Below are 13,814 nucleotides of genomic sequence, written 5' to 3' on the forward strand. Positions count from 1 at the left end.
TAGGGGCACAATTGTGGGATGAATACTTGGACCCGCATAGAACGAAGCGGCTTTTACCCGCGCGCAGTGGAGCGTGCGCTACGCCGAGCGCTGGGAACAGGAGAACCGCTCGCGACGCTGTGTCAGGTGGACACAGGCTTCGACCGGGGTTCCGTGTTCCGTCACCTCACCGTCGCTTCCTTGACCGAGCGGGCAATCGTCCAGCTGCACGTCGACGAGATGGACGGCGGATCCGCGACCATCGCGACGGCCGTGCACCGCGTGACCGACATCGCCGGATATTCCACGATGGAGGTTTTCACTGACCCCGAGAACGCCGTCGGCCTGTCCGAGATGACCATCGCGCTGGACTTGAAGGGGGCGCGCCGACTTGACGTCGAACCCGCCCGCTGCGACGACCCGAATTGCATGGCCGACCACGGCTACACGGGTACTTCATATCCGGACGATATGACCTTCCGCGTGTCGGCGGCTGCCGACGGGCAGGATGCCTTGGACGAGGCCGTCGAGTTCGTTGATTGCCTGGCTGGGCTGATGGGGACCCGCAGTGAGTGAACGCGTTATGACACTGGACATGCCCGGCGCTGACCTGCCGGGCACCACCGATCCGTCGATCACGGACATCATCCCCGGCGCGCTCGCCGCCATCGACCCGGCTCTGCCCGGCGCGTCGTCCGAGGCCGCCAGCGCGCTCGGGATCGAGGCCGGGGCTGACCAGGTGCTCCTCATCCTCGTCGACGGCTTTGGCTATGAACTCATGCAAGAGCACTTGGGGCACACGCCGACGCTTCGTCGTATGCGGGCCGACATCCGCTCGATCCACACGATTGTGCCCTCGACGACGTCGGCTGCGATCACCGCGTTTGGCACGGGCGCGCGCCCGGGGTCGACCAACATGGTGGGCTTCTCCGTCGCCTACGGGGGCGGCGTCATGAACCTGCTCGCTATGGAGGGCGGTCCCGCGCCCACGCAGTGGCAGCCGGTCCCCACCTATTTTGAGCGTCTTGCCGAGGAGGGCGTGTCCTCAGCGGTCGTATCGCCCGCGCGCTTCGCCGGGTCCGGCCTGACGGGCGCAGCACTGCGCGGTGCGCGCCACGTGCCCGCCGATACCCTTGAGCAGCGCGTGAGCGCGGCCCTGCGCGAGCTGCGCGCGGGCACGCCTGTCGTCTACCTGTACTGGTCCGAGATCGACCATTCGGGTCATGCTCACGGCGTGGCCTCCGATGCGTGGATCGGACAGGTCGAGCAATTTGATGCGGGCCTGGCAATGCTCATGCGGGGCCTGCCGAGCGGCGTACGCGTCGTTCTGACGGCCGATCACGGCATGATCAACGTGGAACCAGACCGCATTATCGACGTGGCCTCCACGCCCGCCCTGCGTGAGGGTGTGCGAATCGTCGCGGGCGAGACGCGAGCGGCCCATGTGCACGCCGAGGAGGGACGCGCCGACGAGGTTGAGGAACGCTGGCGTGAGACGCTGGGGGAGAGCGCCTGGGTGCTGTCGCGCGCCCAGATGCCCGCGCTCATCGGCGAGGGCAGCGGCGCATCGGTTATCGGCGACCTGCTTGTTCTTGCGCGCGGGTGCGGGGGAGTGGTCGATTCGCGGACACAGAGCGCGGCGGCCATCGCGATGCCGGGCATTCATGGCTCGGTGACGCCGACTGAGATGCGTATCCCCGTCGTGACGCTCTCCTAACAATGTCGGCCCCCTGTTGTCAGGGGGCCGACCTGTTTACGGCTTCGAGCCAAAGACGATTTCGTCCCAACTGGGCACCGAGCGCCGCCCCTTCTTAGAGGACACGCTACGTGTCAGGCGGTTCCCTGAGAGACCCTGCGCAGGTATCGATCCGGTTGCGGTCAGCGCGCCTCCCGTCAGAGCAGACACAGCCCCCGTCGTCGTGGGAGCATTGTCCGCGCCGGAGGACTCGCCGCCAGCGGTCACGGCCTTCATGGGCAGCGCGGGAGTGCGCTGCTCCTCTGAATTCGCCGCGGCCTCGGTCCCTTCGGAAGGAGAGGCGGAGTCAGAGAGCCACGGCAGCGCGTGGGAAGAGGTCTGGGCACCGTCACGCGTCGAGCGGATACCGACGGGGATGGCACCGGTGACCTGACGGCGCGTGGGCAGGGGGATGGCACCGGAAGCGGGCGTACCCGCGTCCTGCTCAATCTTGGTGCGCGCGGAAGCCAACGAGTAGATACGTGCGGAGATCGGGCCGCTCGACGGCTCAGGCTCGGCGGAGTTCTCCGCATCCTCACCCGCGATAGCGGCCAGGTATTCTGCTTCTTCATCCTCCTCGTCGCCCAGATCTACGTCGACCTTCTGGCGTTTGCCGCGTGCAGCGTTCAGTTGATCGATCAGGGCCTCGCGGGTGCGTAGATCCTCTTCGTCGGGATCAGGAGCCGGCGCGGGGCGGGGGATGGGAGAGAAAATCGACGAGGAGGGGGAAGCAGAGACCTGTTCGGTCAGCCACTGGGCCTCCTGGTCGATGGCCTCGAGCGTGCCCGAGTTCGACAGATGCCAGTGGGCCGCGTGCTCGGCTGCTCCCTGCACAAAGGTGACGATGATCTGCCAAGGTTCCCCGGCCTCGCGCGTCGCGGACCAATCGAGGGAGGACGGCTCGACGCCACGCGCCGCCAGACGGTCCAGCACGAGGTCGCCCATCGTGGGGCCGCCCTCACCGATGCGCACCGCTTGGGCCCGAGACAGCGCGTAATCTTTCTCAGCCTGAACGGGAGCCTCAAAACGCTCAACAGCCTTCACGTCCATGCCGTGTGTGGATGCGATCTCCTCCGGGGTCGCACCTGCGCGCAAGAGAGCCTGAATGTCGCGGGGAGCAAGAGTAGGACGCGAGGGCGTGATATCCACCTTGGGGCGGTCACGGCGGATAGCGCCGCGGAGCTCGTCCGAGATCAAGATCGAATAGCGTTCACCCTGGGCGTCGGTGAGCACCAGGGACTCGCCGTCGGAGCTGGTCCCGAGCAATTCGAGCTCAATCATCGCTTCCTCCTCATACGTCACGGTGGAATCGTCTCAAATTATGCGCACAATGTCGCGTAACGGCGCGCGTGTCACACATACGATGGCACATTCGTTCCACAAGTGTTATCCTCCCTGCGCATAGACACTCGTATAAAACTGTACGAGGGTGAAAGGGGAGAACCATGGCAACCGATTACGATGCACCGCGTAAGAACGAAGACGAGGTCTCAGAGGACTCGATTGAGGAGCTGAAGTCCCGTCGCAACGATGCCGGTTCAGCCGAGATCGAAGAAGACGAGAACGAGGCTGCCGAGAACTTTGAGCTTCCCGGTGCCGACCTGTCCAAGGAAGAGCTGACCGTTCACGTCGTTCCGCGCCAGGATGATGAGTTCACCTGCTCGGAGTGCTTCCTCGTCCACCATGCGTCGCAGCTCGATCACGTGGATGCCAACGGCAATCCTGTGTGCACCGAGTGCGCGATGTAAGGTAGAGGGATGTTCGGACGAAAGAAAAAGACATACAACGACGACTTCGACGAGGTTGAGGCGCTGCCTCGCCTCAGTGACGAAGACGCCGAAATCTGGAGTCAGCCCGGTCCTCGCAACTACAAGGACGTGGATACCTCCGAAGGCTACGTCGACATGGGTGCCATTCTACTCCCGTCTCGTCCGGGTATGCAGCTGCGCACCCAGGTCGCCGACGACGGCACCACCGTCCTGCAGATTCTCGTAGTACTCGGTAACTCGGGCATCCAGATGAGCGTCGCTGCCGCGCCGCGATCCGGCGGAGTCTGGGATGAGCTGCGCGATGAAATCCGTGCGGGCTTCGAGAAGCAGGGTGCCAAGGTTGCCGACATCCGCACGCGCTACGGTGCCGAGCTGCTCGTTGATATGCCGATGAAGATGCCTGATGGCCGCTCCGCGACCTCGCGCATGCGCATCCTGGGCCGCGAAGGCGACCGCTGGTTCGCGCGCATCGACATCATCGGCCCCGCCGCCGCCAACGCTGAGTCCGGACTCGAGATCGAAAAGGTCATCGACCGCATCGTCATTCGTCGCGACGAGCAGCCGCGCACGCGCCTGGAGCTACTGCCCGTTCACCTGCCCGCAGGCGCCCAGGAGGACTGACATGGCCTCGTGGATTTCTCGGGTCGGTGCGGCCCTCGGCCTGGATAAGGACGCGCGTTCCTTGGATGCCGCCCTCGACGAAGATTCTGCGCGCGCCGCCCGCGGCGTCACACCCATCCGCGACGTGACCGACCGCAGCCACGCGCTGGTGTTCGGCACCCTCCTGAGTATGACCTACCCGCCGAAGGAGGGTACCCAGCGTGTTCTCGTCGCCACGCTCTACGATGGAACCGACACGCTCGAATTGCGCTGGCCGGGCCGCTCATCCATCCCGGGCCTGAGCGTCGGTCAGCGCCTCGAAGTTGAGGGCACCGTCGGTCGTGTTGGCGAGCGCACGGTCATCATCAATCCCCTGTACCATGTCATCGCGGGGGAGGGCTGATGCCCGCGCCGCGCTGGATGAGCCAGGCTGCCTCCGAGAAATTCTCGTGGTCGCAGACCCTGGGCGGCACACGCGGCGTCATTGAGACCAGCGCTCCCGGGCTGATCTTCGTCATCGTCTACGTCGCAACCCACGCCCTCGTGCCAACCCTCGTCGCGGCCTCCGCCGTCGCAGTCATCGCCTGCATTATTCGACTGATCCAGCGTCAGAGCACTCAACAGGCCGTCTCGGGGTTTTTCGGCGTCGCGGTTGGCGTTATTCTGGCCGCCGCGACCGGGCGTGGCGAAAACTATTTTGCGTGGGGGATCGTCACGAACCTCGCCATGGCCGCGGCCTTCGCCCTGTCAGTCCTCGCGCGGCGTTCCCTGGTCGGCTTCTTCTACGCGATGCTTACCGGCCTCCCAACGGGCTGGCAGCGTGACCCCTCCCTGCGCCCCCTCCGCCGCCGTTGCGCCCTGCTCACGTGGATGTGGGCGGGTTTGTTTGGCCTGCGCGTCGCCGTCCAAGCCCCCCTGTGGGCCGCAGGCGCGGTCGCGGCACTCGGCATCGCCAAGCTCGCCTTGGGTCTGCCGCTCTTCGCGCTCGGTGCCTGGGCCACCTGGTGGGGCCTGCGCGACTACTCCTCGTCCTCCGTCTCCTCTTCCGAGGACGGGGACGCTACGGCCTCGCGCAGCTGATCCAGAGCCGACGCATCCGAATCCGGCACCAGCAGCAACAGCTCGTCCGAGGCCTCGAATACGTCATCGGCGCTGGGAGTGAGCGGACGCCCATCGCGCAGTAGCGCAGCCAGGACGGAGCGCGGGGGCAACTCCAGGGAGTGCACGCGCCTGCCGACCACGGGCGAATCCTCGGGAAGAATCAGTGCGTGCATGGACACAGCAGCGGTATTGAACGAAAAGAGACGCACCGGGATGCCGATGGAGACAGCCTCCTCGACCAGAGCGGTCATGATACGCGGCGTCGACACCGATACGTCGACACCCCATGCCTGATCGAAAAGCCACTCGTTATTCGGATTGTTCAGGCGTGCGACGACACGCGGGACGGCGAACTCTGTCTTGGATAGCAGCGAAATCACCAGATTCGCTTTGTCGTCGCCGGTCGCTGCGACAACGACGTCCGCCTCCTCCACGCCGGCGTCACGCAGAGCATCAGGCGAGCAAGCGTCCGCAAGCACCCAGTCCGCGTCCGCGACGGTCGCGATGCGCAGCTTCTCCGGCATGTTGTCGATGAGTGTGATGTCGTGGCCGTGCGCCAGCAGCTCCAGGGCGACGCTGCGGCCCACCGAACCCGCTCCCGCGATGACGATTTTCATGCTCATTCCTCCGTCTTGGGCGGACTCGCCAGCTGGTCACGCAGCTGCGTCGTGTCCGTCCCGTTGATCGCGAAATACAGTTGATCGTGCTCTTGCACAACGAAGCTGGGTTCGGCCGTGCGGATCGAACCCAGGCGCGATGTGAAGATGACCCGGCATCCTGTGAGTTCCTCGACGACTGCGAAGCTCAGGCCATACCAGTGGGGGGAGGGGGTCACGTTGACGAGGCCGACCGCGCCGGTTGGGTGGGACCAGATGAGTGAGGCATCCGGGGGAAGCATGCGGCGAAGGACGGATTCGGCGGTGCGCTGCACGGAGGCCACCGTGGGGATGCCCAGGCGCTCGTAGAGATAGGCGCGCGTGGGATCGTAGATGCGGGCCACCACGTGCTCAACGTGGAAAACCTCACGTGCGACGCGCGCGGCGATAATGTTCGAGTTATCACCCGAAGAGACCGCCGCAAAGGCGTACGCGTCCTTGATGTTCGCTTGACGCAGGCAGTCGCGGTCCATGCCTACGCCCGTGACTCTCCGGCCAGAAAAGTCGGGGGACAGGCGCGCGAAAGCCTTGGAATCCTGGTCAATAATGGCCACGGAATGACCCACTGCGTCGAGCGTTGATGCCAGGCGGGCACCAACGCGCCCGCAACCCATGATCACAAAGTGCACGAGAACCAAACTACTCCGGTGCACGCCAGATGGCCACGCGTGCTCATGTGTCTTTCCCAGACGCGGGTCAGGTGGACTACGCTTAACATTCGTGATGAACTTGTTGGCTTACGCGAAGCGCGTGCTCATCGGGCGCCCGATGCGATCGGACGCGATGGGTCACCAGCTTCTCCCCAAACGCATTGCCCTCCCGATTTTTGCTTCGGACGCGCTGTCGTCGGTTGCTTATGCACCCGATGAAGTTCTCTTAACGCTGGCGCTCGCCGGAAGCATGGCAGCCGTCCAATCCGTGTGGGTGGGCGTTGTGGTTGCCCTCGTCCTGGCAGTCGTGGTCGCTTCCTACCGGCAGACTGTCCACGCCTATCCGTCGGGTGGCGGCGATTATGAGGTTGTGACCACGAACCTCGGGCGTTCCTGGGGACTACTTGTGGCCTCGGCTCTGCTGGTCGACTACATCCTGACGGTCGCCGTCTCGATTTCCTCGGGTGCCAGTTACATCACCACAGCCGTGCCATCGTTGCTCGGTCATGAGGTCCCCATCGCGGTTGCTCTCGTCATCATTTTGGCGACGCTCAACCTGCGCGGTACCCGTGAAGCGGGCAGCGCCTTTGCTGTGCCCACGTACGTGTACATGTTTTCTATCGGTCTCATGGTTGTCGTCGGCTTCGCGAAGATGGCGACGGGCCATCTAGGTACTGCCCCCACGGCTGCCTACGATCTCGTGGCGGCCCCCGGACATGCCGACGGCTTGGCCGGACTGGCGGGTGCCTTCTTGCTCATGCGTGCCTTCTCCTCGGGCTGTGCGGCCCTGACCGGCGTCGAAGCTATCTCGAACGGCGTGCCCATGTTCCGTCGCCCGAAATCCCGCAATGCCGCGACAACCTTGGCGATGCTGGGCATGATCGCGGCCTCCATGATGATCTCAATCCTCGTGCTTGCTCGCGCCACGGGCGTCAAGATCGTCGAAGACCCGGCCGCGCAGCTGACTCTCGACGGTGCCCCTGTCCCTGAGAAGACCCCTGTTGACCCCGCGATTTCACAGATCGCTTCCGCGGTGTTCGGGCACGGATCCGTGCTGTTCATTCTGGTCACCGTCGTCACCGGCTTCATTCTGGTGCTCGCTGGAAACACTGCGTTTAACGGCTTCCCAACCCTGGCCTCGGTCCTGTCACGCGACTCCTTCCTGCCTCACCAGATGGTGCGTCGCGGCGACCGCCTGTCCTACTCCAATGGCATCGTCGTGCTCACCGTCGCGGCGATCGCGCTGATCGTCGGCTTCCAGGCACAGACCACACGCCTCATCCAGCTCTACGTCGTCGGTGTCTTCATCTCCTTCACGCTCTCGCAGCTGGGCATGATTAAGCACTGGAATAGGCAGCTGCGTACGCGCCAGTCGGGTCAGGAACGCATGAGTGTGCTGCGCTCGCGCGCCGTCAACATCGTCGGCTTCATGATGACGGGCGCGGTTCTCCTGATCGTTCTGGCTACCAAGTTCACGCACGGTGCTTGGATCACCCTGCTGATGATCGCCGTTGCGTTCTGTGGTCAGATCTCGATTCATCGCCACTATAAGACTGTCCGTGAGCAGCTGCGGGTTGATGACTGGCACGCGCGCCGTGCTCTTCCGACCCGCGTGCGCGCCCTCGTCCTCGTCTCCTCCCTGTCTCGCCCCGCGATGCGCGCTATCGCGGCCGCCCGAGCTTCTTCACCGACGTCCATTGAACTCGTCTCGGTCGTCGCCGACGACGAGGAAGAGAACAGGATGCTGCGTCAGTGGCGTGCCTCGGGAGTGCCCGTGCCGCTGACTCTCCTGTCTGCGCCCTACCGTGACATCGCTTCGGTGATCCTGCAGTACGTGCGCAGTCGCCGTCGCGCGATGCCCACCGAGATGCTTGTCGTCTACATGCCCCAGTTCCTCGTCACCCACTGGTGGGAGAACCTGGTTCACAACCAGTCCGGTCTGCGCCTGCGGGCCGCTCTCCTGGACGTGCCCGGCGTGGTCATTACGATCGTGCCCTGGCAACTCGGAGAGGACGACGTCGTGGAGGGGCGTCAGCGCGTCAACGATCCGTTCTTGCGCGTGGGAGCACCGACCTCGTCTGAGTCGAATGCCCATGCTGAGCAGCCCGCTAATGCGCATGACACCGCTGAGGAGTCCTCATGAGTCACCGTCCGTCCCGTCGCCGCTCTTCTCAGCGTCGTCGCCCCGCAAACACGCAGCCCCGCGAGGGGGTCGGTGAGATCCTCCAGCTGACCGTCGGTGAACCCGCGCACGGCGGCGCGTGCGTCGCCCGTGACGAGAACGGACGCGTTGTCTTCGTACGCCACGCGGCACCCGGCGAGATCGTTCGTGCGCGCGTGACCGCCGTCCAGAAGAAGCTCGCATGGGCGGATGCCGTCGAGGTCCTCTCCGCCTCCGAAGATCGCGTGGAGTCCGTTTGGCCTCAGGCAGGTCCCGGAGGTGTCGGCGGTGGTGAACTCGCGCACCTGACTCCGGTCGCCCAGCGCGCCTGGAAGTCCCGCGTGATCGCCGGGCAGGTACGCCGCGTGGGTGGCGAGGCCCTGGCCGAGGCCGTGGATGCCCTCGGGGGAGTGCGTGTCGCGCCCGCGCCAGGGGATGAGGATCCGAACGATAAGCTGGTCGGTCGCCGTTCGCGCATCGACGTCGTCATCGACGAGGCGGGCCGCGCCGGCATGCATGAGTTCCGCGGCCGACGCGTGATCGCACTCGAGGACATGCCGCTGGCCGTGCCAGCGATCCGTGAACTCGGCCTGTTCGATGAAGGGACGCCGTGGCGACGCCTGTGGAAACCGGGGGACCGCGTGCGCGCGGTGGCCCCTTCCGGCGGCGATCCCGTTGTCCTGATCGGCGAGGACACCTACGCAGCCGACGGCGTGCGTATTGACGCCGATGTGTTGCGTTGGAACGTGCCCGTCGGTGGCGTGGAGGAGTCCTACTACGTGCGTCCCTCCGGCTTCTGGCAGACGCACGTGCGCGGTGCCGAGGTGCTCGCGAACGCCGTTCTGGCTGCGGCGTTCGGCGTCGACGAGGCCGGGGTCGGTCGCGCGGTCATGGAACTGTACTCGGGCGCGGGCCTGTTTTCCGTGCCGCTCGCGCGCGCTGTCGGCGAGACCGGTCGTGTTGCGACGCTTGAGGGCGAGGAGGGTGCCGTGCGTGACGCCGGAGAGAACCTCGCCGCGTTCGACTGGGTGGATGCCTTCGCCGGGAACGTGGATCACGAGGGCGTCGTCGACCTGTCGGGCCAGCTGGGAGCCGTGCCCGATGTAGTCGTGGCTGATCCGCCGCGCGCCGGTGCTGGTGCCGAGGTCTGCCAGGCCATCGCGGCCACGGGTACTCCGCGCGTCGTGCTCGTCTCGTGCGACCCGGCGGCGGGCGCGCGCGACCTGCGTGCCCTCACCGAGGCCGGGTACCAGCTCGAATCACTGCAGGCCTGGGACCTCTTCCCACACACCCACCACGTGGAGATGGTGTCGGTCCTTCACCGCTAGCGGCTCCTCCTGCGCTCCTGTATGCGCGACCCCCACGAGGTCTGCGTGCGGGCAGCAATAGCGCGGCGCTGATCGCGGTACATGCGATCCACCAGGTCGCGCTCGGACACCCAACCGACCACGCGGCGATCCTCATCCAGAACGGGCAACGCCTGCAAGCCGGTGGACCTCAGCGCCCCGAGAACCTCGGATGGGGGAGCGGAGGCCGCCACGGCCTCGTCGATGAGAGGCAGATCCGAGACGGGAGCGTCGAGCGAACCGCCCTCCTGCGTGAGTTCGGCCAGGCGCAGCGAGGACACGAGGCCCGCGAAGCGCCCCTCATTATCGACGACCGGGAGAGCGGTCTCCTTCGTGCGGCGCAGCGCCGACAGCGCGGAGGCAACGGAACGGGTGCAGGCCAGGACCTCCGGGGCTGCGATCATCCACTGCGAGGCCTCGCGCGTACCCAGCAGCGTGCCCTCAACAGGATCGTCAAGAACGTCGCCGCGGCGGCGCAGCTTCTCCGTGTAGATCGTCGCGCGGGTGAGGAAACGCGAGGCTCCCGTCGCAATGACGACCGCCAACATCATGGGGAGAATCAACGAGAACTGCCCCGTCATCTCCACGATGATGAGCACCGCCGTCATCGGCGCGCGGGCCGCACCCGCGAAGGCCGCGCCCATGCCCACCACAGCGAAGACGCCGACTGGCGAATTCGTCACAGGCGACAGCGCGTCCCCAAAAGCAGCGCCAGCCATCGCGCCGATAAACAGCGTCGGGGCGAACACGCCACCCGAGCCGCCCATGCCGATAGTGAAGGACGTGTACAGCGCACGCCCCACCATGAGCGCCAACAGGAAGCCGATCGAGTAGTTGCCCGCGATCGCCTCCTCCTCCAGCGGATAGCCCGACCCGTACATGTACGGGAAAGCCACGAGGCCAGCGCCCAGGAGCAAGCCAAGGACGCCCGGGCGCGCCCACTCGGGCAGGCGCGTGTGCGCCCATACCCAGTCAATGGCGTCCTCGGAGGCATAGAGAATCTTCGAGAAACCGAGGCCGCAGAGTCCCGCAACGAGACCGAGGAGGGCCACCCACCACATGTCCGACATGGACGCGAAGGCTAGGTTGTCGGCGACGCGCACGACCATCTCGTCACCCTGTAGGAGGCGCGCCACGATGGAGGAGGTGACGGCTGAGAGAACGACGAAGCCAAAGGTCTCAGCCGTGAACTCGACGAGGATGACCTCGAGGGCGAAAACCGCGCCCGCCAAGGGCGCATGAAAGGTTGCCGCGATACCCGCCGCCGACCCGCAGGAGGCAAGAAGGACGACGCGGGAGACAGGCATACGCATCCACGAGGCAATGGTTGAGCCGAGCGATGCCCCCACCTGGACGATGGGTCCCTCGCGGCCTGCCGAACCGCCGGAGCCGATTGTGAGGGCCGAGGCCAGGATCTTCACGATCGCGACTCGCCCGGGGATGAGCCCACCCTTGCGGCGCACCGCGAGCATGACCTCGGGGATACCGTGGCCCTTCGCGGATGGTGCGTAGCGCTGGATAAGTGGCCCGTAGATGAAGCCTGCTATGGCGGGGGACAGCAGCAGGAACAGCCACGGTGCCCAGCCCCAGACGCCGTGCGACTGCCCGATGTGGGTCGTGTACTCGTCGAAGCCGGTCGACACCCACGTCCACCCGCGAATCGCGAGGTTAAACAGGACCGCTGCCGCGCCGACAACCGCGCCGACGAGCGCGGCGGCCACGCCGAGCAAGGACCGATGGGCGGCGACCGTGTGGCCGACGCGAACGCGTGTCCCCGCAGCCGAGTGGTCGGACTGCGGGGACTTCGATGAGAGTGTCACAGGTTCGCGATCTCCACGTGAACGGGGTTATCGGTGTCGATGCCCCAGACGGTCCGGTAGAAGGCCAGCTCCGACAGCAGCGCATCCTTAATGTTGACGGCCGAACGGAAGCGGTGTCCCTCACCCTCGTAGAGCTTGAGGGCGACAGCGCTGCCGTTAGCGCGTAGAGCCTCATACATTTCCTGTGCCTGCGAGGCAGGCACCACCGGGTCTGCGGTGCCCTGCAGGAGCAGCAGGGGGGCCGTGATCTCCGCAACGTGGTTGATCGGCGAGCGCTGTGTCCACACCGGATCCGACCTGTCGAACGTGCCAAGCAGAATACCGTCGTAGTGCGACTCGAACTTGTGGCTGGTCTCCGCCAACTTCGCCAGGTCCGCGATACCTGAGAAGGAAGCGCCAGCGGTGAACACATCGGAGGAGGCGAGCGCGTTGAGCACGGTGAAGCCGCCGGACGAACGTCCACGGATAGCAATGCGTCGGGGATCGACGCGGCCCAGGTCGATGAGGTACTGAGCGCCGTCAATGCAATCCTGAACGTCCATGACGCCCCAATTTCCGTTGAGACGCTCACGGTAGGGGCGACCAAAGGACGTCGACCCACGGAAGTTCACGTCCAGGACAGCGAAACCGCGGCTAGTCCAGTACTGGAAAGGTATCTGCAGGCCGGGGCGCACCGCGCTGGTCGGGCCACCGTGCACGTTGACAATGAGCGGGGGCAGCTCGCCCTCGGGAGCCTCAAAGTCGGGGTTCACGGGCGCATAGTAGAAGCCGTGCGCTTCCTCACCGTCCGAGGTCTTCCACGTGATCATCTCAGCGGTGGAGACCAAGGCGGTGGGAACCTCGGCCTCAGAAGAAGGACGCAGCACCTTCGTCTTGCCGCGCGACACCTCAATAATCGCCGGCGTGTGCGTGGCGGAGTCAGCCAGGAAGACGACGCGGCCGTCAGCGGCAGCGACGTTACCGATGGGCCACCAGCCGGTCGCCCATTCCTCGGTCATGCCGTTGTCGATGCGCACGGTACCGATGTGCCACACCTGGTCCTCGGCCCACGAGCACACCAGGTAGTCGTTATCGAAGTTGTCGTAGGAGTGTAGGCCGAGATGCCAGTGCGGGTGTGAGAACGCGCGCTTGCCTGGGTGCAGGGCGCGGGTACGCAGACGCGACGTCCACGCGTTCGGGTCCTCGCCGTCCTTCCACGTGAAGCCCTGGGTGCGGTACAGGTTCGCCCAGCCGGAGGCATCATCCACGTGAATGAGTTCGCCGTCGAGCGTCCAACGCGGCTCGTAGACACACACGCCCGGCTGATCGACGAGGACGACCTCCTGGTCGATGGTGCCCTCAAAAGTCAGGGACGCCACGTGCAGCTGCGAGTAGGTCCACGGCATGTTCGGGTGGTTCCACGAGATCCATGCCAGCTTCGTGCCATCCGGGGACACCGTTGGAGCCTGCGCGAAGTCGGTCCCGCCGAAGACGGGAATGATGGCGTCGTTATTTCGGGCCGCCGAACCGTCCAGCGGAATTGCCACGATGGAGTTGACGGGTTCGCCTTCGCCCGAGTGATCCTCGGCCACCGCGTAGACGAGGCCACGCACGTCGGCAATCCAGAAGTCGCCGTAACGAACCTGAGACAGGGTCGTCAGCGGTCGTATGCCGCGGCGCGGCTCCGCCGTATCAAAGGCGTACACGCGTCCGTCGGTGCGATCCGAGAAAACAATGACGCCGTGGTGCACCGCGTACGCCTTGCCGCCATACTCATGGACGCGGGTGCCAATGTCTGGCAGACGCACACCGTCGATCAGCGGCAAGACCTCTCCCGTCTCACCGGTGCTCCGACGGCGCAGGAGTGTGCCACGCCCGCCCTCAAGCGGATGACCCTCCACCCAGTAGGTATCTGGCCCGTCCACGCGAACCTGGGATAGAGTGACGGATCGAGCAGTGAACGAGTTGCCCGTGATCGGGGACTTCCAGACGCCGTGGGGTGCGACGGTAACGGACAT

Annotated in this window: 13 protein-coding genes; 8 read left to right on the forward strand and 5 right to left on the reverse strand. The window is 65.5% G+C overall.

Going from position 1 to position 13,814, the window contains the following annotated elements; translation table 11 throughout:
* The first annotated feature begins 18 nt into the window (after nt 1–18).
* The gene (locus HMPREF1136_RS08035) at nt 19–555 is read left to right on the forward strand and encodes a DUF5998 family protein (RefSeq protein ID WP_034505455.1); all 537 of its coding nucleotides are present in this window, start codon (nt 19–21) and stop codon (nt 553–555) included.
* Nucleotides 548–1,696 (forward strand): alkaline phosphatase family protein, encoded by a 1,149-nt coding sequence (locus HMPREF1136_RS08040; protein WP_034505458.1) that lies wholly within the window; start codon nt 548–550, stop codon nt 1,694–1,696. Before HMPREF1136_RS08035 ends, HMPREF1136_RS08040 begins: the two co-directional genes overlap by 8 nt.
* Nucleotides 1,697–1,732: 36 nt before the next feature.
* On the opposite strand, the gene sepH is transcribed toward HMPREF1136_RS08040, so the two are convergent.
* Nucleotides 1,733–2,995 (reverse strand): septation protein SepH, encoded by a 1,263-nt coding sequence (gene sepH / locus HMPREF1136_RS08045; protein WP_034505461.1) that lies wholly within the window; start codon nt 2,993–2,995, stop codon nt 1,733–1,735.
* Nucleotides 2,996–3,159: 164 nt separating this feature from the next.
* Here sepH and HMPREF1136_RS08050 point away from each other — a divergent pair, with 164 nt between their 5' ends.
* Genes HMPREF1136_RS08050 through HMPREF1136_RS08065 form a run of 4 tightly spaced genes read left to right on the forward strand, consistent with a single transcriptional unit; the run spans nt 3,160 to nt 5,163 of the window.
* A complete protein-coding gene (locus HMPREF1136_RS08050) occupies nt 3,160–3,462 on the forward strand; it encodes a DUF4193 domain-containing protein (RefSeq protein WP_009648860.1) in 303 nt (100 codons plus the stop codon).
* Nucleotides 3,463–3,471: 9 nt separating this feature from the next.
* Complete coding sequence (locus HMPREF1136_RS08055; RefSeq protein ID WP_009648872.1) at nt 3,472–4,104, forward strand: DUF3710 domain-containing protein; 633 nt, start codon at nt 3,472–3,474, stop codon at nt 4,102–4,104.
* A 1-nt stretch (nt 4,105) separates the two neighbouring features.
* A complete protein-coding gene (locus HMPREF1136_RS08060) occupies nt 4,106–4,486 on the forward strand; it encodes an OB-fold nucleic acid binding domain-containing protein (protein WP_009648891.1) in 381 nt (126 codons plus the stop codon).
* A complete protein-coding gene (locus tag HMPREF1136_RS08065; protein ID WP_034505464.1) occupies nt 4,486–5,163 on the forward strand; it encodes a DUF3159 domain-containing protein in 678 nt (225 codons plus the stop codon). Before HMPREF1136_RS08060 ends, HMPREF1136_RS08065 begins: the two co-directional genes overlap by 1 nt.
* On the opposite strand, the gene HMPREF1136_RS08070 is transcribed toward HMPREF1136_RS08065, so the two are convergent.
* Nucleotides 5,103–5,801, reverse strand: coding sequence for a potassium channel family protein (locus HMPREF1136_RS08070; RefSeq protein WP_034505466.1), 699 nt, complete (start codon nt 5,799–5,801; stop codon nt 5,103–5,105). The genes HMPREF1136_RS08065 and HMPREF1136_RS08070 overlap by 61 nt on opposite strands.
* 2 nt (nt 5,802–5,803) lie before the next feature.
* Complete coding sequence (locus HMPREF1136_RS08075) at nt 5,804–6,454, reverse strand: potassium channel family protein (protein WP_156791870.1); 651 nt, start codon at nt 6,452–6,454, stop codon at nt 5,804–5,806.
* A 109-nt stretch (nt 6,455–6,563) separates the two neighbouring features.
* Here HMPREF1136_RS08075 and HMPREF1136_RS08080 point away from each other — a divergent pair, with 109 nt between their 5' ends.
* Together HMPREF1136_RS08080 and HMPREF1136_RS08085 are read left to right on the forward strand one after the other, a co-directional pair.
* Nucleotides 6,564–8,633, forward strand: a complete 2,070-nt coding sequence (locus HMPREF1136_RS08080) for an APC family permease (protein WP_232204198.1) — start codon at nt 6,564–6,566, stop codon at nt 8,631–8,633.
* On the forward strand, nt 8,630–9,979 hold the full coding sequence (locus HMPREF1136_RS08085) for a class I SAM-dependent RNA methyltransferase (RefSeq protein ID WP_009648846.1): 1,350 nt from the start codon (nt 8,630–8,632) through the stop codon (nt 9,977–9,979). Before HMPREF1136_RS08080 ends, HMPREF1136_RS08085 begins: the two co-directional genes overlap by 4 nt.
* On the opposite strand, the gene HMPREF1136_RS08090 is transcribed toward HMPREF1136_RS08085, so the two are convergent.
* Together HMPREF1136_RS08090 and HMPREF1136_RS08095 are read right to left on the reverse strand one after the other, a co-directional pair.
* Nucleotides 9,976–11,817: a chloride channel protein gene (locus tag HMPREF1136_RS08090; RefSeq protein ID WP_009648875.1), complete on the reverse strand. Its 1,842-nt coding sequence runs from the start codon at nt 11,815–11,817 to the stop codon at nt 9,976–9,978. The genes HMPREF1136_RS08085 and HMPREF1136_RS08090 overlap by 4 nt on opposite strands.
* The gene (locus HMPREF1136_RS08095; protein ID WP_009648863.1) at nt 11,814–13,814 is read right to left on the reverse strand and encodes an alpha/beta hydrolase family protein; all 2,001 of its coding nucleotides are present in this window, start codon (nt 13,812–13,814) and stop codon (nt 11,814–11,816) included. Before HMPREF1136_RS08095 ends, HMPREF1136_RS08090 begins: the two co-directional genes overlap by 4 nt.

Origin of the sequence: Actinomyces sp. ICM47 (assembly GCF_000278725.1) — a bacterium.
Taxonomy (GTDB): Bacteria; Actinomycetota; Actinomycetes; order Actinomycetales; family Actinomycetaceae; genus Pauljensenia.

Bases quoted from the DNA above. Each gene is read 5' to 3' on its own strand.
- HMPREF1136_RS08060 (WP_009648891.1), top strand. From the start codon at position 4,106: ATGGCCTCGTGGATTTCTCGGGTCGGTGCGGCCCTCGGCCTGGATAAG.
- HMPREF1136_RS08035 (WP_034505455.1), top strand. From the start codon at position 19: ATGAATACTTGGACCCGCATAGAACGAAGCGGCTTTTACCCGCGCGCA.
- sepH (WP_034505461.1), bottom strand. From the start codon at position 2,995: ATGATTGAGCTCGAATTGCTCGGGACCAGCTCCGACGGCGAGTCCCTG.
- HMPREF1136_RS08095 (WP_009648863.1), bottom strand. From the start codon at position 13,814: ATGTCCGTTACCGTCGCACCCCACGGCGTCTGGAAGTCCCCGATCACG.
- HMPREF1136_RS08075 (WP_156791870.1), bottom strand. From the start codon at position 6,454: ATGGGTTGCGGGCGCGTTGGTGCCCGCCTGGCATCAACGCTCGACGCA.
- HMPREF1136_RS08080 (WP_232204198.1), top strand. From the start codon at position 6,564: ATGAACTTGTTGGCTTACGCGAAGCGCGTGCTCATCGGGCGCCCGATG.
- HMPREF1136_RS08055 (WP_009648872.1), top strand. From the start codon at position 3,472: ATGTTCGGACGAAAGAAAAAGACATACAACGACGACTTCGACGAGGTT.
- HMPREF1136_RS08050 (WP_009648860.1), top strand. From the start codon at position 3,160: ATGGCAACCGATTACGATGCACCGCGTAAGAACGAAGACGAGGTCTCA.
- HMPREF1136_RS08070 (WP_034505466.1), bottom strand. From the start codon at position 5,801: ATGAAAATCGTCATCGCGGGAGCGGGTTCGGTGGGCCGCAGCGTCGCC.
- HMPREF1136_RS08065 (WP_034505464.1), top strand. From the start codon at position 4,486: ATGCCCGCGCCGCGCTGGATGAGCCAGGCTGCCTCCGAGAAATTCTCG.
- HMPREF1136_RS08085 (WP_009648846.1), top strand. From the start codon at position 8,630: ATGAGTCACCGTCCGTCCCGTCGCCGCTCTTCTCAGCGTCGTCGCCCC.